Annotated in this window: 15 protein-coding genes; 5 read left to right on the forward strand and 10 right to left on the reverse strand. The window is 67.6% G+C overall.

The window, feature by feature from the left end:
• Window positions 1–33: 33 nt before the first annotated feature.
• From ACWGE0_RS35125 to ACWGE0_RS35135, 3 genes are all read right to left on the reverse strand, one after another.
• Window positions 34–702 (reverse strand): phosphoribosylformylglycinamidine synthase subunit PurQ, encoded by a 669-nt coding sequence (locus tag ACWGE0_RS35125; RefSeq protein ID WP_452265193.1) that lies wholly within the window; start codon window positions 700–702, stop codon window positions 34–36.
• Complete coding sequence (locus tag ACWGE0_RS35130) at window positions 699–3,473, reverse strand: AIR synthase-related protein (protein ID WP_452265194.1); 2,775 nt, start codon at window positions 3,471–3,473, stop codon at window positions 699–701. The genes ACWGE0_RS35125 and ACWGE0_RS35130 overlap by 4 nt, the downstream gene beginning before the upstream one ends.
• A gap of 93 nt (window positions 3,474–3,566) precedes the next feature.
• A complete protein-coding gene (locus tag ACWGE0_RS35135; protein WP_452265195.1) occupies window positions 3,567–4,799 on the reverse strand; it encodes an extracellular catalytic domain type 2 short-chain-length polyhydroxyalkanoate depolymerase in 1,233 nt (410 codons plus the stop codon).
• A gap of 283 nt (window positions 4,800–5,082) precedes the next feature.
• Here ACWGE0_RS35135 and ACWGE0_RS35140 point away from each other — a divergent pair, with 283 nt between their 5' ends.
• Complete coding sequence (locus tag ACWGE0_RS35140; protein ID WP_452265196.1) at window positions 5,083–6,447, forward strand: alpha-amylase; 1,365 nt, start codon at window positions 5,083–5,085, stop codon at window positions 6,445–6,447.
• 31 nt (window positions 6,448–6,478) lie between these two features.
• Here ACWGE0_RS35140 and ACWGE0_RS35145 read toward each other — a convergent pair whose 3' ends face one another.
• Window positions 6,479–8,068, reverse strand: a complete 1,590-nt coding sequence (locus ACWGE0_RS35145; RefSeq protein WP_452265197.1) for a pentapeptide repeat-containing protein — start codon at window positions 8,066–8,068, stop codon at window positions 6,479–6,481.
• A 120-nt stretch (window positions 8,069–8,188) separates the two neighbouring features.
• Window positions 8,189–9,220 (reverse strand): LacI family DNA-binding transcriptional regulator, encoded by a 1,032-nt coding sequence (locus ACWGE0_RS35150; protein ID WP_452265198.1) that lies wholly within the window; start codon window positions 9,218–9,220, stop codon window positions 8,189–8,191.
• A gap of 233 nt (window positions 9,221–9,453) precedes the next feature.
• On the opposite strand from ACWGE0_RS35150, the gene ACWGE0_RS35155 reads away from it, so the two are divergent.
• The 4 genes from ACWGE0_RS35155 to ACWGE0_RS35170 are packed head-to-tail and all read left to right on the forward strand — an operon-like array spanning window position 9,454 to window position 13,920.
• Window positions 9,454–10,710 carry an ABC transporter substrate-binding protein gene (locus ACWGE0_RS35155; protein ID WP_452265199.1) on the forward strand — a complete coding sequence of 419 codons (1,257 nt, stop codon included), beginning with the start codon at window positions 9,454–9,456 and terminating at the stop codon, window positions 10,708–10,710.
• 11 nt (window positions 10,711–10,721) lie between these two features.
• A complete protein-coding gene (locus tag ACWGE0_RS35160; RefSeq protein ID WP_452265200.1) occupies window positions 10,722–11,645 on the forward strand; it encodes a carbohydrate ABC transporter permease in 924 nt (307 codons plus the stop codon).
• 7 nt (window positions 11,646–11,652) lie between these two features.
• Window positions 11,653–12,540 (forward strand): carbohydrate ABC transporter permease, encoded by an 888-nt coding sequence (locus ACWGE0_RS35165; RefSeq protein WP_452265201.1) that lies wholly within the window; start codon window positions 11,653–11,655, stop codon window positions 12,538–12,540.
• Between the two features lie 15 nt (window positions 12,541–12,555).
• Entirely contained in the window at window positions 12,556–13,920 is a 1,365-nt protein-coding gene (locus ACWGE0_RS35170) for a GH1 family beta-glucosidase (RefSeq protein ID WP_452265253.1), read from the forward strand.
• On the opposite strand, the gene ACWGE0_RS35175 is transcribed toward ACWGE0_RS35170, so the two are convergent.
• From ACWGE0_RS35175 to ACWGE0_RS35195, 5 genes are read right to left on the reverse strand one after another with little or no spacing between them, the layout of a single operon-like run.
• Window positions 13,892–15,268 (reverse strand): alpha/beta hydrolase, encoded by a 1,377-nt coding sequence (locus ACWGE0_RS35175; RefSeq protein WP_452265202.1) that lies wholly within the window; start codon window positions 15,266–15,268, stop codon window positions 13,892–13,894. The genes ACWGE0_RS35170 and ACWGE0_RS35175 overlap by 29 nt on opposite strands.
• A gap of 26 nt (window positions 15,269–15,294) precedes the next feature.
• Window positions 15,295–15,780 (reverse strand): DUF6346 domain-containing protein, encoded by a 486-nt coding sequence (locus ACWGE0_RS35180; protein WP_452265203.1) that lies wholly within the window; start codon window positions 15,778–15,780, stop codon window positions 15,295–15,297.
• A complete protein-coding gene (locus ACWGE0_RS35185) occupies window positions 15,777–16,826 on the reverse strand; it encodes a WXG100 family type VII secretion target (protein ID WP_452265204.1) in 1,050 nt (349 codons plus the stop codon). The genes ACWGE0_RS35180 and ACWGE0_RS35185 overlap by 4 nt, the downstream gene beginning before the upstream one ends.
• The gene (locus ACWGE0_RS35190) at window positions 16,826–17,122 is read right to left on the reverse strand and encodes a hypothetical protein (RefSeq protein WP_452265205.1); all 297 of its coding nucleotides are present in this window, start codon (window positions 17,120–17,122) and stop codon (window positions 16,826–16,828) included. The genes ACWGE0_RS35185 and ACWGE0_RS35190 overlap by 1 nt, the downstream gene beginning before the upstream one ends.
• Entirely contained in the window at window positions 17,119–17,667 is a 549-nt protein-coding gene (locus tag ACWGE0_RS35195; RefSeq protein WP_452265206.1) for a YbaB/EbfC family nucleoid-associated protein, read from the reverse strand. Before ACWGE0_RS35195 ends, ACWGE0_RS35190 begins: the two co-directional genes overlap by 4 nt.
• Window positions 17,668–17,680: the final 13 nt, after the last annotated feature.

Here is a 17,680-nt window from a genome sequence, read left to right on the forward strand (position 1 = left end):
CGCGGTAGGGCCAGCACCAAGCCGCACCACTCGCTAACGAACCGCGCGCACGCCGTTCTCGAAGAACGCCAGCCGCACCTCGCGGTCCACCGCGCGTTCCGGGTGGTCCATGAGCCCGAACGCCAGCCCGTCCAGGCTCGTGATGCCCGCGACGTCCTCGAACGACCCGTCCGGGTTGGAGTCCTTCTCGTACCGCAGTGCGACGCGGTATCCGGAGGTCTCGCTACCGGAGTCGAACCGGCCTTCGCCGTGCGCACAAGGGAAGGAGAGGGTCTGACCGCCGAGGCCGGTGAGCCACGGGCTGTCGTTGTCGCTGTCGACGACGTGCCGCTGGTTCTCCTCGTTGCGGAACGTGCCGGCGCTGTTGACCTTCAGACCCACCTTGCCGAAACAGCCTCCGCGCACGGCGATCTGGAAGCCGTTGCAGATGCCGATCAGCGGACGCGTGCGGCACGCCTCGAACTGGTCCGCGAGGTGGCTGCGCAGCAACGCACCCGCCACCGCACCGGCGCCGAGGTGGTCGCCGAACGAGAACCCGCCGGGGATGCACAGGATGTCGGCGTCGTCGAGCCGCTCGTCGCCCGCCAGCAGGTCGGCCGCGAACCTCATCCGCGGGGTCGCACCCACCTCCGCGAACGCTCGGACGGTCTCCTCCTGGCAGTTCGTGCCGGGCAGGTACAGGACGTTGACGGTCGGCTTCATGCGATCCTCGCCGTGAACGAGTGGAACCAGCCGTCGCGCGCGGCCGGGGTGAACAGGTCGGTGCCGTCGAGCGTGATGCCGGAGCCCGCCGCGAGCGTGCCGAGCACGACCGCGTTGAGCTCGGCGGGCAGGCGGTCCACGTCGTCCGGGGACACCTCGACGACCGCGCCGACGCGGTGCTCGGCGAAGAGCGACTCGGTGGTCGCGGACTCCAGCAGCACACCGGTACCGCTGGCCAGCACGCCCTGGGCGAGCGTGGCCGCGACGCCACCGGCGCCGATGCGGGCACCGCTGCGCAGCAGGTTCCTGCTCGCGGCGAGCGCGGCCAGGTAGCTGTCCACATCGGACAGTGCCAGGTCGTCCAGCCCGCCGGACGGCAGGCCGAGCTTGCGAGCGGCCACCGTGCCGACCGGAGACGAGGTCTCCAGGCCGACGCGCACGAGCAGGTTGCCCGGCGTGGTCCACTGCTCCGGCAGCAAGTCGTCGTGGTGCGGCACCTTGCCCAACGCGCTGAGGAACACCGCGGGCGGCACGCTGACCAGGCCCTCGTCGGTCTGCACCGAGCCGGCCGAGGAGTCCTTGCCCGAGATCAGCGGCACGCCGAAGTGGCGCACCAGCACGGCCAGCTCGTCGACCATGCCGACCAGCCACTCACGCCAGTTCTCGGACAGGTGCGGGGTGTAGAAGTTGTCGCACATGCAGATGTCCTGAACCGCGACACCCGCGAGCACCTGGCCCGCGATCGCGGAGCAGAACATCTGGCGGGTCGCGGCGACCGGGTCGGCCTCGAACATCCACGGGTTGAACGCGGTGTTCAGCACGGCGGCGGCCGGCGAACCCGCGACCGGCGTGCCCGCCCAGTACCCCGTGCGGACGGCCTGTTCGGTGCCGTAGTGCGGGCCGTACCAGGTGTTTCCCTGGACCGTGGAGTCGTACTGGGAGTCCGCGTGGTGCTGGGACGCCACCTCCGCGTCGGAGACGACCTGCTCCAGCAGCCCGGCGAGCTCCGCTGCCTCCAGCGCGGGCCACGAGGGCGCGCCGGACGGACGGGGCGGCGGGCCGACCTCCTGCCGTTCGACCTCGATGTCCAGCAGGTCGTACGACACGTCGAAGCCGGTCTCGCCCTGGTGCGCGGGCACCGCGTCGGGCGCGCCGGCGATCAGGGCGTCCTCGGTCAGGTCAGGGGCGTGGAACACGTGGTAGCGACCCGTGTCCGCGAACCGGCCGATGACCGTCGAGCGCACCATGTGCCGGTCGAGGATCTTCTTCGCCCGCTCCTGGTGCTCCGGCGGCACGGCGAGCAGCATGCGTTCCTGCGACTCGGACAGCAGGATCCGCCACATCGGCAGCGCCGCGGTCTTCAGCGGGACCAGCGCCGTGTTGATCCACACGCCGCACGCCTCGCCGATCTCACCGACAGCGCTGTTCAGGCCCGCGCCACCGACGTCGGTCAGGGCGCTCATGCAGCCCTCTTCGCGCAGCTCGATCAGCGCCTTGCGGAACTTGACCTGCTCCAGCGGCGCGCCGATCTGCACCGCGGCCGTGTCCATCGTGGCGCCGGCCGAGCTGGCGGACGCGCCGTGGATGCCCTCGTTGCCGGTCAGGCCACCGATCAGCACGACGAAGTCGCCGGGCCGCGGGGTGCCGCGCTGCGCCGCCGACACCGGCAGCAGGCCGATGCTGCCGCCGAGCGCGAACGGCTTGGCCCGGTACGCGGGGTGGAACGTCATGCGCGACGACATCATCGGCACGCCGAACGTGTTGCCGTACTCCTTGATCGCCCGGATCGTCTCCCCGGCGAGCCTGCGCGCGTCCGGCCTGCCCTTGATCGGCGCGGGCGCCTCCGGCTCGCCGATCGCGGTGTACTCGAAGCTGCCGATCGGGTCGGCGCTCAGGCCCGTGCCGAGGATGTCGCGCAGCACGCCGCCGAGCTTGGTGAGCTGGCCGAAGTAGCCGGAGATCGCCGACGGGCCGTTGTGCGTCTCGGCCTTGATCGCGATCGCGTGGCCGTCGTAGAAGTCCCAGACGCCCGCGTTGTCGTGGAACATGCTCAGCACGTTCGGGTTGTCGACGTCCTTGGCGGCCTGGACGAGCCTGCCGAGCAGGCTGCCCAGCGACTTCCACGTGGTGTGCGCGCAGTGGTCGCTCCAGCGCGCGTCCAGGGCCTCCAGCAGGACGTCGGTGACGAACTCGTCGCCGAGCGTCTCCTGGATGTGCTGCACGTGGCGCATCTGGGCGAGCGAGAGGTTGCGGCCGCCGGCCAGGCCCAGCTCGGTCAGCGCGGCGTCGTCGAGTCCGCGCAGGTCGTGCTGGACGGCCGACTCGTAATGCCCCTGCGGAACGAGGGTGTCGTAGCGCGGTTCCTCGTCGTGCAGCTCCTCGATCGTCGCGTTGAACCGCGTCGAGGCGATCAGGTCGCGCAGCCGGGGCGAGGCGGACCGGTAGGTGGTGGCGACCTTGCCCGCGCGCGCCTTGACGCCGAGCAGTGCGCACACGGTGATGATCGAGTCGCTCTCGTTGTCGACCACGCCGCGCTTGTAGGCGACCTGCACGGCGCCCGGCTCCAGCGGCTCGTCCAGGGTGACCTGGACGTCGAGCTGGTCGCCGAGCACCGCGGCCACGTCGCTCAGCGCGGACGGCTCCGGCGCGCCCTCGAACTCGACGTAGTAGTCGCGCCACACCTCGAGGTCGTCGAGCTCCCACGATCGGCCGAGCTCACGGATGTCGGGCTCCGCGATCCCCGCGGAGCGAACCGAGAACTTGTGGATCAACAATCCTCCTGGGCAGAACGGGGCGTCAGGAGAGATTGTCCTAAACGACGTCCGAGCACGTGGAAGTACCCCGCCAATCGGGCGAACCGTCGTTCAGCACTTCACCCAGTAGTTCGGTGAGGTCTGCCGGATGCTGCTGGTGGTGAACGTGTTCCACAGGCCGAGCGCCTGGCCGGAGCCGAGCGCGTACGTCTGTCCCAACGTGACGTAGGCGCGACCAGCGGTTGTGTGCGCGTAGTTGCTGGCGGTGACGCACTCCGCGACCGGCGGCGTCGTGGTCGTCGTGGTCGTGGTGGTCGGCGGTGGTCCGTCGGTGCTCAGCGCCTTGACCATGTTCACCACGGCCGTCATCTGCGGGCCGGTCTTGAGCGGGTACTGCGCCGACTGGTAGCCCCACCAGTCCCAGCAGCCACGCGGGTTGCCGGTCATCGTGGTGGCCTGCGGGTAGAGCACGATCATGTTGTTCGTGTCGGCGTACTCGTTGAGGTAACCCTTGTCCATCAACGCGTTGCCGACCAGGCCGTAGTACTGGTAGCAGCCGTGCAGCGTGACCATCAGCTTGCAGGGCCCGGTCTCGCACGCCCGTGGCACGTAGGCGAAGCCCTCCCGGCCCATGCTGACCGACGCCGGGTTGCCGCCGGGCACGTACCGGCCCTGGTCGAACTGGACGAGCTTGCCGGACAACGTCGACGCCGCCGCGTTGACCTGCCCGAACAGGTGCCCCAGCAGCTCCTTCACCGGATCGGTCGTGCCGCACCTGTTGACGTACGGCGACGACGTGGACCCGCAGCTGTTCGGCCCGATCGGACTGACCCAGGCGTGCCCGGCGGCGCTCGCGTTGTTGTAGGCGACCCGCGCGCCGAAGTCTCGGTAGTAGGTGGCGAGGTCGTCGTTCACCACCTGGGCGACGGTCTGGTCGGCGGTGCCGTGGAAGAGCCACACCGGGTCGCCGGACAGGTTCTGCACCGGGTCGACGGTGCCCGCCGCCGCCCGGCTCCTGGTCAGCTGCTCCAGCTCGGCCGGCGTCTTGCGCGCTTGGAGGGTGTCCATGCACGCGTAGAGGGCGGTGTTCAGGTTGTTCTGGGCGCAGTCGTAGGCACCGGCGGAGAAGATGCCCGCGCCCTGGAACACGCTGGAGTACGCCACGTGGAGCTGGTTGGCCATGAACCCACCGGACGACAACCCGCTGACGTACGTGCCGGTGATGTTGTACTTCGTGAGGGTGCCGGACTGCGGTGGCGGGACCGCCGCCGTCGACATCGCCAGTGAGGTCGCGGCCAGGCCGGTGGCCGCCGCGAGTGCCAGGAACACGTTCCTCAATCGCATGTTCGCCTCCGTCGTTGCAGGCAGGACAGCGTCGAGGCTAGGAACCGGAAGTGAGCCGCACCACGTGTGCAGCCTCCATCTTGTCGCGCCACATGACGTCGAACAGCACCATAGGATTGAGCGGCGACAGCTGATCGCACTCATCGCAGCCGCCACCACGACCACACAGGACTAGTCCGTACGGCCCCACGGCCCAATTGCGCGCGAAACTTCTTGCAACGCTTCCCGGTCCGCCCACCACCTGGTACGACCTGAAGAAGAACCCCTGCAGCAAGGAGACAACGTGGTTTCCTCGGCTCTTCGCGTCCTGCTCACAGCCGTGCTGGCCGTCGCCCTGTGCACACCCGTGCAAGGTTTTGCGACCCCGCCCGGCAGCAAGGACGTCACCGTCACCCTGTTCCAATGGCCGTTCGCCCGCGTGGCGTCGGAGTGTACGAACGTCCTGGGCCCCAAGGGCTACGGGTACGTGGAGGTCTCCCCCGCCACCGAGCACGTCCAGGGTCCCCAGTGGTGGACCTCCTACCAGCCCGTCAGCTACCGGATCGCCGGCCGCCTCGGCGACGAGACCGCGTTCCGGAACATGGTCACCGCCTGCCACAACGCGGGCGTCAAGGTGATCGCGGACGCGGTGATCAACCACATGAGCGCGGGCTCCGGCACCGGCACGGGCGGATCCGGCTACTCGAAGTACAACTACCCCGGCCTCTTCAGCGACTGGGACTTCCACTCCTGCCGCTCTGCCATCAACAACTACCAGGACCGCTACAACGTCCAGAACTGCGAGCTCGTCAACCTGTCCGATCTGGACACCGGCAGCGACTACGTCCGCGGCGCGATCGCCGGCTACCTCAACCGCCTCCTCGCCATGGGCGTGGACGGGTTCCGCATCGACGCGGCCAAGCACATCGCGTCCGCCGACATGTCCGCCATCAAGTCGAAACTGACCAACCCGAACGTGTTCTGGGTGCACGAGGTCATCTACGGCGCGGGCGAGGCGGTGCAGCCCGGCGAGTACACCGGTTCCGGTGACGTGGACGAGTTCCGCTACGCCTACGACCTCAAGCGGATCTTCAACAACGAGAATCTGGCCTACCTGCGCACGTTCGGCCAGTCGTGGGGCTTCCTGCCCAGCGGCCAGGCCAGGCCGTTCGTCGACAACTGGGACACCGAACGCAACGGCTCCACACTGTCCTACAAGGACAACTCCACCTACACGCTCGCCAACGTGTTCATGCTGGCGTGGAACTACGGCGCTCCCCAGGTGTACTCGGGCTACGAGTTCAGCGACAAGGACGCGGGCCCGCCCGGCAACTCCGTCTGCTTCAGCGGCTGGAAGTGCCAGCACCTGTGGACGCAGATCGCGAACATGGTCGCCTTCCGCAACACCGTCGCCGGCACCGACGTGAACAACTGGCAGGACAACGGCGGCGACGCCATCGCGTTCGGCCGCGGCAACAAGGGATTCGTCGCGATCAACCGGGAGACCTCCGAGATCACCCGCCAGTACCAGACCGCCCTGCCCGCCGGAACCTACTGCAACGTCCAGGAAAACGGCTGCGTCCGCGTCACCGTGGACTCGTCCGGCAGGTTCACCGCGACCCTGGGAGCGGGAACCGCGCTCGCGCTGCACGTCAACGCACGAGGCTGAGCGTCGGGCCCGCCCGCGCGGCGGGCCCGACTCACCGTTTGACCCTGCCACGCACCGACAGCGCAGCCAAGCCGAGTAGAACCGGCCCCAGGATTCGCAGCACCAACTCGGTGTAGTTGCCGATGCCGGTGAGCGGAATGGTGCCGGTCGGCCTGATCAGCGACGTGATGCTGTGCAGCGAATAGGAGATTGCGTCGAGCCAGCCGGGCTTGGGACCGGGTATGGCGGTCTGCACGTAGGTACCGCCAGCGTCCGGCACGTAGGTCGTGGTCGCGGTCCCGGCGAACCCGGCCGTCGCGAAGACCACGGTGGCGACGGCGATCGTCACGGCGAGTGCGACGAACGCCCGCCATGCGCGCAAGCCGTAGCCGGCGAGCAGCCAGTAGCAGTACAGCAGGAACCTCTCGCCGCGGGATTCGGTGCCGCGCCTGCGCATCTCCATCTCGCCGTAGTAGAAGTCGGCGCTGCCCGGTTCGTTCTTGAGGTCTTCGAAGGCTTTGCGGAGTGCGCGGTAGGTCTGCTCCACCTGGCGGGCCTCGGCACGACGGTCGCCAGACGACGAGCGCCAGAGATCCTCCTCGGCGACGACTCGTCGGCGAGTCCGGCCGAACTTCTTGTCTGGGAGCAAAAACTGGTCGCTGCTCCCCACTTTGATCTGGTCGAGGTTGTGAACCTGGGTGAACTGGCATCGACCCAAGTCCACCTGGTCGACGACCAGGTTGCACACATCCGCCTCGTTCAGCGAAACGACACGAGGCGTGGGCAAGGGCGTCTCGAAGCCCGCCGGGTCGGGGTACTTGACGAGGACCACACCAGAAGAACTCTTCTTCGTGCCTTCCACCGGATGCCGCCGGGTCAACAAGAAAGGCGCACCGAACTTCGCCCTGGAAAGGTTGATGTCGGTCCCCCAGGCACGAATCCTGCCGCCCGCGGTGAAGTCCGTCGCAAGAAGGTCCAGGTCTTCGCCCGCGAAGTCGATCTCGGCGTGGCTGCCGAACCGAGCGTTGGCGTAGGTCAGGATCTCGTGGCTGAAGGCGTTGAACCGGGCGCGGGCGCCGAAGGTGGCGTTCGTGAACATCCCTGGACCGATGAACAGGACCTTCCCGAAACTGAGGTCGTCCCCGAAGACCGCAGAGTCGAAGAAGGCGGCACCCTCGAACCTGACGAGCCCGACGAAGGACGCCGATCTGCCGAACGTCGCCTCGTCGAACGTCGCTCGTCCTCCGAACCTGGCGTTGCGGAAGTAGGCGTGGTCACCGAACTTCGCGCCTTTGAAATGTGATCGCCCGCTGAAGAACGCCCCTCGGAAGTTGGGACTCATACCGAACGTGGCTCCGACGAACGTGATGTCGTCACCGAAGACAGCACCCCGGAAGAAGGCGTGTCTGCCGAAGGCCGCTCCAGCGAAACTGCTTCCATCTCCGAACCGGGCACCGCCGAAGCCCGCCTTGTCCGGGAAGACAGCCTTGGTGAAGTCCACCCTGCGCGCCGGCCGCCCCTTCCGCGGGAGGTGCCGGTACACCTCGTGGATCAACTCTCCGGTGAAGCGCACGCCACGGCCGTCCACGAAACGAGCCCATCGCAGGTAATCCGTGCGATCAGCGGGATCGACGTGCAGCAAGCACCCTTCTCCCAAGGCCAATGCCGCGCCCGCACAGCCGTCGACCGGACACTCAGGCCATGCGTCGTCAGATGCCACGTGAGGAGAGTCGTCCGGAAGCGCTCGGACGTTTCAGCCCAATCAAGATCCGCAGGAACCCCTGACCACCAACCGGGTCGGCAGCACCACGGGCTCCGCGCGACCCGCGCCGGTGATCATCGCCATGATCGCCTTCGCCGCCGCCACCCCGAACCCTGGCTTGTCCTGCGCCACCGTGGTCAACGCCGGATCAACCACCGAGGCGATCTCGATGTCGTCGAACCCGACCAGCGCCAGATCCCCGGGCACGCTCAGCCCCGCGGCACGTGCGGCGAGCAACGCGCCGACCGCCATCTCGTCACTGGCCGCGAACACCGCGGTCGGCGGCTCGTCCAACGCCAGAAGTCGTTGCATGGCAGCGTTTCCGCTCGCCCGGTAGAAGTCCCCTGCGACCACGTAGTCATCACGCAACGGCAGCCCGGCGTCCAGCATCCCCTTGCGATATCCCGAAACGCGAGCATCCGACGGCTGGTTGCCCAGCGGCCCGGTGATCGTGGCGATCCGCGAGTGACCGAGCCCGACCAGGTGACGGACAGCGGACAACGCGCCACCCACGTTGTCCGAGGTCACGTAGGTGGCCTTGGGCCCGTCGACCGCGACGTCCACCGCGACGCACGGAACCCCTGACTGCGCAAAGGCTTCGAACGCCGCGGCATCAGACCCGCTGTCGATCAGGACCACCCCGCCCAGGTGGTGGCGGCGAGTCATGTTCACGTACCCGACCGGATCCGCGAGCGACGCACCGACCTCGCGGGCGTCGCCACCCGTCGCCAGCATCAGCAGGTGGTAGCCGTGCGCGCTGAGCGCCGACTTCAACCCGATCAACAGGTCCTGCAGGTACGGGTGCCGCCAGTCGGACCGGCGGTGGTCGGTGTCCCAGACCAGTCCGATCATCGTGGACTGCTTCATGGACAACGCGCGCGCGGCCTCGTTGGGCCGGTAGTCCAGCTCTTTCGCGATTCGCAGAACGCGTTCCCGTGTTTCCTCGTTGACCGTTTCCGGCTGGTTGAAGACACGTGACACGGTCGCCACGGACACGCCGCAGAGCTGGGCGATCTCACGCCCGGTCGCCATCTGGCCTCCGTTCACCGTAAGCGGTTACATCAACCTACGATCCGCACCTTACCTAGTCAAATCAGGTGAAGTGCTTCACCTGTTTATCATCTCGTTACTTGACGGACGCCCGGTAACCCCGTTGTCATAGGCCCCACACATCTTCGTCCGGCGATGCACAGCGACGCCGGTTCACCGTTCGAAGAACCACCTTTTGTGCTTCAACGCGCCCAAAAATCGACGGAGGCCTGGAAATGCGCCCCAAAGCACTCGCCATCGGCTGCGCCGTGCTGGCGACCGCCGTGGTGCTCAGCGGTTGCAGCGGCAACGCCGCGTCCGGCGGCAAGACCAAGCTGACCATCGGGTTGTTCGGCAACTTCGGGTACGCCGAGCTGCTCAAGGAGTACGCGAGCACGCACCCGGACATCGAGATCACCGACCGCACCGCCTCCTACCCCGACCACCACAAGAACCTCGCCGCGCACCTCGCCACCAACAGCGGAGCCGCGGACATCGAGGCGGTCGACACCGGGTACGTCAACCAGTTCAAGGCCACGCCGGACAAGTTCGTCGACCTCAACACCAAGGGCGGCAAGGAGCTCGAGGACCGCTGGCTGGCGTGGAAGTGGGAGGCCTCGCTCAGCAAGGACGGCCAGCAGATCGGCTACGGCACCGACATCGGCGGCCTGGCCATCTGCTACCGCCGCGACCTGCTGCAGAACGCCGGGCTGCCCGCCGACCGCGACCAGGTCGCGGCGCTGTGGCCGACCTGGCAGGACTTCATGGCCGCGGGCAAGACGTTCCAGGCCAAGGCGCCGGAGGGCGTGAAGTGGTTCGACGGCGGCCCGACCGTGCTCAACGCGATCGTCGGACAGGCCTCGGTCGGTTACTACGACAAGACCGACAAGATCGTCGTGGGTGAGAACAAGGAGATCAAGGCGGGCTGGGACCTCGTGGTCGACGGCGTGCAGGCAGGCCTGTCGTCGAAGCTGCTGTACTCCACGCCGGTCTGGAACACCGGGTTCAAGCAGGGCCAGTTCGCGACCGTGACGTGCCCGGCCTGGCAGATGGCCAAGATCAAGGACCAGGCCGGACCGGAGGCCGCCGGCAAGTGGGACGTCACCTCCGTGCCCGGTGGTGGCGGCAACTGGGGTGGCTCGTACCTCACGGTTCCCAAGGCGGGCAAGAACGTCGACAAGGCCGTGGAGCTGGCGGCGTGGCTGACCGCGCCCGAGCAGCAGGCCAAGGTGTTCAAGAGCTCCGGGCTGCTGCCGTCGATCCCGAAGCTGTACGACGACCCGTCGATCATCGACTACAAGAACCCGTACTTCAACGACGCCCCGATCGGCAAGCTGTTCACCGACGCGGCGAAGAAGCTCAACCCGCAGTACCAGGGGCCGAAGGCCGGCGACATCCAGACCGCGATCGGCAACGCCATGCAGCGCGTCGAGCAGGGCAAGCAGAACGGCGAGGACTCGTGGCGCCAGTTCGTCGGCGACGTCCAGAAGTGACGGACTGACACATGACCCTGGTCGACAAGACAGCCCGAAGGCACCGGTGGGACACCAAGTTCGCGCCGTACGGGTACGTCGCGCCGTACTTCCTGATCTTCGGCGTCTTCGGGCTGTTCCCCTTGCTGTACACCGTCTGGGTCTCGATGCAGCACCGCAACCTGCTCGACTCCGGCGGCGCGTACCTCGTCTGGTTCCGCAACTACCAACACCTGCTGTTCGCGGATCCGTACTTCTGGAACGCCATGGGCAACACGCTGAGCCTGTGGCTGCTGACGACGGTCCCGCAGATCCTGTTCGCGCTCTTCATCGCACAGCTGCTCAACCGCAAGGTCCGGACGCGCACGCTGTTCCGGATGGGCGTGATCCTGCCGAACATCAGCTCGGTAGCGGCGGTCACGATCATCTTCGCCCAGCTGTTCGGCCGGGACTTCGGCCTGATCAACTGGGTGCTGGACCTGTTCGGTGTGGGACACATCGACTGGCAGGCCGGCACGGCCAGCTCGCACATCGCGATCGCCGTGATGGTGGTGTGGCGCTGGACCGGCTACCACGCGCTGATCTTCCTGGCGTCCATGCAGGCGATCCCCGGCAACCTGTACGAAGCGGCCACTTTGGACGGCGCGAAGGGCTGGCAGCAGTTCTGGCGGATCACGGTTCCGCTGCTGCGGCCGCAGATCATCTTCTCCACGATCATCGCGACCACCGGCAACATGCGCCTGCTCGCCGAACCGCTGCTGTTCAACCCCGGTGCGGCGGCCGCGACCGGCGGTTCGGACCGGCAGTTCCAGACCGCCGCGCTGTACCTGTACGAGCAGGGCTTCTCCAACTACGACTTCGGCTACAGCTCGGCGATCGCGGTCGTGCTGGCGATCGCCACGATCATCGTCGCCGGTCTCGGTTACCTGGTGACCAAACGGATCCAGACGGAGTGAGGCAACCATGACCGCTGTGCTGGACCGTCCCGCGCCGGTGCACCCCACCGGCCCCGCGGTGAGAGCGCGCAGGCTGGCCAGGCGGGTGGCCGGACCATGGACGTACGCGGCGTTGATCGCCGTGCTGGCCGGATCGGCGTTCCCGGTGTACTGGTCGTTCGTGGTGTCCTCGCAGACACCGGACGCGATCGACAGCGTGCCACCGGTGCTGGTGCCGGGAGGCCACCTCTTCGCGAACATCGCACGCGTCTTCGACACCACCGACTTCGCGCTGGCGCTGATGAACTCGATCATCGTGTCCGGCACCGTCACCGTGTCGGTGGTACTCTTCTCCACCCTCGCCGGGTTCGCGTTCGCCAAGATGAAGTTCCGCGGCCGCAACGTGTTGCTGCTGCTCATCATCGGCACACAGGCGATCCCGACCGAGCTCGGCATCATCCCGCTGTACATGATGATGAGCGACTTCGGCTGGGCCGGGCAGATCCACGCGGTGATCGTGCCGGGGCTGGTGACCGCGTTCGGCGTGTTCTTCATGCGGCAGTACTTCGAGCGGGCGATCCCGGACGAGCTGCTCGAGGCGGGCCGGATGGACGGATGCCACTCGCTGCGGTTGTTCTGGCACGTCGCACTGCCCGCGGCCCGGCCGGCCGCCGCGGTGCTCGGGCTGTTCACGTTCATGCAAGCGTGGAACGACTTCTTCTGGCCGCTCGTGGTGCTGGTGCCGGAGAACCCAACCGTGCAGACAGCTCTGTCCACTTTGGCCAGTGGCTACACCACCGACTACACGCTGGTGCTGACCGCCGCGACCATCGGCACCGTCCCGGTGCTGGCCGTGTTCCTGTTGTTCGGCCGCCAGATCGTCGGCGGCATCATGTCGGGCGCCGTCAAGGGCTGACCTCTCGCTGAGGAGATCGTTGTGAGTTTTCCGGCCGGCTTCCGCTGGGGTGTGGCGACCTCGGCCTACCAGATCGAAGGGGCGGCGAGCCTCGACGGTCGCGGTCCGTCCATCTGGGACACGTTCGCGGCCGTTCCCGGCGCGGTCGCGTCCGGCGACACCGGTGACGTCGCGGCGGACCACTACCACCGCTGGGCCGACGACATGCGCCTGCTCATCGACCTGGGCGTGGACGCGTACCGGTTCTCCGTCTCGTGGTCGAGGATCCTGCCGGACGGCTACGGCCGGATCGAGCAGCGCGGCCTCGACTTCTACCGGCGGCTCGTCGAGTCGTTGCTGGACAACGAGATAGAGCCTTTCCTGACGTTGTACCACTGGGATCTGCCACAGGCGTTGGAGGACAACGGCGGGTGGCGCAACCGCGACACCTCCTACCGGTTCGCCGACTACGCCGCGACGGTGCACGAGGCACTCGGTGACGTCGTCACCAAGTGGACCACGTTGAACGAGCCGTACTGTTCGGCGATCGTGGGCTACGGCGAAGGCCGCCACGCGCCTGGCGCACGCGAAGGCCACGGCGCGCTGGCGGCGGCGCACCACCTGCTGCTGGGCCACGGCCTGGCCGTGCAGGCCATGCGCGCCAACAACCTGCCGGGCCAGGAGTTCGGCATCGTGCTCAACCAGTCCCCCACCGTGCCGGTGACGAACTCCCCCGCCGACGTCGCCGCCGCCAGCCGTCAGGACTGCCTGTTGCGCAGGCAGTTCACCGACCCGCTGTTCGGCTCGGCGTATCCGGACGAGCTGACCTCGATGTTCAGCGAGATCAGCGACTTCTCGTTCCGGCACGACGAGGACCTGTCGATCATCGGCGAACCGCTGGACTACGTCGGCCTCAACTACTACTACCGGCTGCACGTGGCCGACGCGCCGCACCGCGAACCGAACCCGGCCAAGCGCACCGCGCACGACATCGGCGTCGACACGACCCAGCTCCCGGACGTGCCGCGGACCGGCATGGGCTGGCCGGTGGAACCCGTCGGGCTCACCACCGCGCTGACGGACCTCAAGGCCCGCCACCCCGGCCTGCCGCCCGTCTACGTCACGGAGAACGGCTGCGTCTACCCCGATACCGAGGGGTTCGAGGACACCGACCGCATCGCCTATCTCCGCGACCACATCGCCGCGGCCGAAGCAGCCGCCGGAGTGGACCTCAAGGGCTACTTCTGCTGGTCATTGCTCGACAACTTCGAATGGGCGCACGGCTACAAACACCGGTTCGGCCTGATCCACGTCGACTACCAGACCCAGCAACGCACACCGCGCGCCAGCTACCACTGGTACCGCTCGTTCATCACTCAGGCACGACAGCAGGACAACTGAGCGCAGGAACCTTCAGATCGAGCAGATAGGTGTCGACACCACCGCGTGTGCAGGCGCTGCGGGGATAGGCGATGTGGCCCCATCCCTCGTACGTCAGCAACGCGGTGTTGCGCGGCGCCTGCCGTTTGATGTTGACCGCCCAGGCGTACGGCGTCGTCGGGTCGTGTCGCGCGCTGAGGACCAGGATTGTCGGCGCGTCCCGGATGTCCAGGCGGTGGGGCGGGTTGGAGGGCTGCCCGGGAACGCCGGCGCACGCGGTGGCCTCGTCGTGACCGATGAGGCTGCCGCGCATGATCGGTGACCGGCGGAGCTCCTCGGCCCGCAACCGCGAGTACTCCTGGAAGTTCTTGATGCGCAAGGAGAAGTCCTGGCAGACCATGGCCAGCCGCACCGACTCGTAGTTCGGTTCGAAGGCCAGCGTCCTGGCTCTCGGGCGGCCGGCGATCAGGTCCGCAGCCCACGCCCAGTCCGGACCGCGCAGCGCGGAGTACATCGAGTCGATCAGGCGCTGCCTGCCGAAGGGTTCACCGTCAGCGCGGACGAGCGCCGCTTCCCAAGCCGCGCGAACGTCCTGTCCGTGCAGAACACACGAGACCGTGCGATCACACCAGCGAGCGAACTCGACGAACGCACCGTCCGCGGCCGCCGCCCGATCCCCCATGAACCGCCGGGCATCCACGCTGTGGTCGACCACGCTGTCGAGAACCATCGCGCGCAGCCGATCACCGAACTTCTCGGCGTACGCCTGGCCGATCACCGTGCCGTACGACAGACCGAAGTAGCTGATCTTCCGCTCGCCCAGCGCCCGCCGCGCCGCGTCCATGTCCTGCGCGACAGCGGCGCTGTCCGCGTGGTCGAAGATCGGCCCGCTGCGCTCACGGCACTTCTCGAGCACACCCCGGTTGTAGCGCAACAACGCGCTGAAGCCGGCCTCGTCGGCGGGATAGCTCGACGGCGGATCGGTCATGAGATCGGCACACCGGATCGCCAGGCTGTTCCCGGTGCCCCGCGAGTCGATGCCGACGATGTCGAACCGGGCCCGGACCTCCGGACTGAACAACCCGGACAGCGCGAACTCCGCCGCCGATCCACCAGGACCGCCGGGATCGACCACGAGCACGCCCAGCCGCCGAGCCGGATCGCTTGCCTTGTGCCGCGCCACCGCGAGGTCGATGCGCCGCCCGGACGGCTTGCCCCAGTCCAGCGGCACGCTCAACGTCCCGCACTCGCCCTCCGGGTTGTCCGGGCAGGGCGCCCACGCGATGGCCTGCGCGGGTTCGGCGTTCGACACGCCAGCGCAGACCACCAGAACCGTTGCGGCAATAGATGTTGCCAGTGCCCGCCTCACCGACCGCACAGTGCCTCCAGCTCAACTCACGTCGTGGGTGGCTCGTACCTCGTCGGCATACGGCGCTTGCGAGGCCCGCGGTCGGGCAACAGGAATCGCAGGATGTTGGCGTACACCAAGAGGAAGACTATCCCGTAGACCAAGGTGAACAGCGCTCCCAGGGCGATCTGGGGTCGCTCGTCCGGATCCAGCGACCTGCCCCGTCGCCCGGAGGTGTGGATGGCGTATTCCTTGCCGATGTGTTCAGGGGAAAGCCATGCCGTGATCGTCGACGTGTGGCTCGATCCGTCCGACCTCACCCGGACGTCGGCTTCACACTTGTAGTAGTAACCGAAGCCCCTCAACGCCACCGGCCCGTGGCGCTCGCAGGACTTCGCCACCGCCACGAGCGTGGCCTTGTTCAGGTCGCCCGGCTCGATCTTGTCGAAGAAGTGGTTGAAGATCGTGGCGCCGATCAGGTAGCCGAGTAACGGGAGGATCAGGAAAGCGACGACCCGCCGGAGAACCTTCACTTGTTTTCGTCTTCCTCTTTCTTCAGTTCGCGCCAGTCCTTCCAGCCCCGGTCGTCCACGATCTTCGAGCCTTCCTTGCGGAACTCCTCTGCCATCGCGGGACCGATGTCCTTGGGGAGGCCCGTGACGCCGTCGACGATGACCTTCTTAGCCCCGGCACCGGCGTCCTTGAGCATGCCGCCGACGTTGAAGTCCTTCATCGCACGGGCGATGTCGGCGTTCGCACCCTGCTTCAGCACGGTCACGAAGTCATCGCCGCGCTTGGCGAGGTTCACGCTGGCACTCGCGAGGGTGTCGTCGAGCTTCTTGAACAGCCCGCCCGCCTTGCTGAACGCCTTGGTCAGCTTGCGGCACCACTCGATGCACTTCTGCGCGTACCGCACCGCGGTGGGCACAGCCTCGGCGACGGCACCCGCGATGCCCGCGCCCAGAGCCGCGACGGCCGGGGCCCAGCGCAGGCAGATGCTGATCAGCTTGCCGATCGCCTCGGAGATCAGGTCGCGCACGATGTCGCGGACCACTTTGAGGATCGTCTTGCAAATCGTGATCAGGATCGACATGCCACGCGCGGCCGTGCCGACCGCGCCATAGGTGTCCGCGCGATCGGCACCGAACTCGCGGTACTTCTCCGAGTCCTTGCCCACCCACTGCCCGGCGTCCTTGTTGACGGCGTCCTTGAGGTCGGTGGAGATCTCGTCCAGGTAGCTCGACACCGACGACCACGTCTGCGCCATGCCGTCCAGCGTCTGCTGGTCGCCGGTCAGCCAGTCGAGCGGTTCCTTGAGGAAGCTGACGTGCTCCATCAACCACCCGAAGCCCGCGCTGAACAGGTAGGCGAGCGGGTCGGTCAGCATCTTGCCGATGTCACCAGCGGCGCTGGCGAGGTTGAGCAGTCCTTCGGCCCAGTTGCCGTCGGCGAACCCGGTCACCGCCTCGGTGACGTCGTGGAACAGGCCGGCGCCCTCGGTGGCCGGCGTGTCCTCGCCCTTGCGCACCAGCGGGTTCTCGGTGGGGGTCGGAGCAGGCCCCATGGTCGGTGTGCTCATCACTCCCCCGTCTTGAAGCGGTCGGTCTGCATCTCTTCGTTGTCCTTGACGGACTCACGCCACGCCTTGACCCGCTTGTGGTGGTCGAGCGCGGCCTCGGCGGCGTCGTTGAGGGTGTTCATCGCCATGTGCTGCGCGGCGGAACACAGTGCCGCGAGTGGAATGCCGAGCAGCCCGAACGCCTCGGAGTTCGACGCCGCGTTGCCCGCTCCGATGGCGGTGCCGATGCGCCCGCCGATCTCGTCCACCTTCTTGGCGTGGTTGTCCATCTCGGTGAGGTCGATGCGGTAGTTCATCGGAGGAAGCCCCCGTTGCTGAAGTCGTCGTCATCGTCGACCGGCGGGCGCCGAGGCGGCGGCTGCTGCGGTCGCACAGGAGGAGGCGGCTGCTGCGGCCGCATGGGAGGAGGCGGCGGCGCGCCATCGTCCTCAATGGCCCCCATCCGGGTCTCGGTCGGACCCCAGGCTCCCCGCTGCTCCACGGGTGGTGGCGGCGGCTGAGCACTGCGCAGCTTGTCCATCATCATGTGCATGGCCTCGGAATCAGGGCCCATCAGCGGCGCCATCGACTCCTGGACCGCGTTCGCGACACGACTCTGCGCGGCCTGCAGGGTGCGCATGATGTCCTGCGCGACGACCGCGCCGTCCTTGCGCTGCAACGCCTGCCCGAGTTGCAGGCCGACCAGGTTGCCCGCGTCGTTCACGGTCACCGTGATCTGCCCGTCCGGACTGCGCTCGGTGACCTGCAGGTGCGCGAGGTTCTCGCGGATGGCGTCACTCTTCGCCTGCGCCTCTGCGAGCTTGCCTTCGTACTGGCTGAGCAGCTGCTCGGGATCTATCACGCGTCCCCCAGGA

Source organism: Lentzea sp. NPDC054927 (assembly GCF_053610285.1).

Coding starts and splice junctions, on each gene's coding strand:
- ACWGE0_RS35125 (WP_452265193.1), bottom strand. CDS start 702: ATGAAGCCGACCGTCAACGTCCTGTACCTGCCCGGCACGAACTGCCAG.
- ACWGE0_RS35135 (WP_452265195.1), bottom strand. CDS start 4,799: ATGCGATTGAGGAACGTGTTCCTGGCACTCGCGGCGGCCACCGGCCTG.
- ACWGE0_RS35150 (WP_452265198.1), bottom strand. CDS start 9,220: ATGGCGACCGGGCGTGAGATCGCCCAGCTCTGCGGCGTGTCCGTGGCG.
- ACWGE0_RS35155 (WP_452265199.1), top strand. CDS start 9,454: ATGCGCCCCAAAGCACTCGCCATCGGCTGCGCCGTGCTGGCGACCGCC.
- ACWGE0_RS35160 (WP_452265200.1), top strand. CDS start 10,722: ATGACCCTGGTCGACAAGACAGCCCGAAGGCACCGGTGGGACACCAAG.
- ACWGE0_RS35165 (WP_452265201.1), top strand. CDS start 11,653: ATGACCGCTGTGCTGGACCGTCCCGCGCCGGTGCACCCCACCGGCCCC.
- ACWGE0_RS35185 (WP_452265204.1), bottom strand. CDS start 16,826: ATGAGCACACCGACCATGGGGCCTGCTCCGACCCCCACCGAGAACCCG.
- ACWGE0_RS35190 (WP_452265205.1), bottom strand. CDS start 17,122: ATGAACTACCGCATCGACCTCACCGAGATGGACAACCACGCCAAGAAG.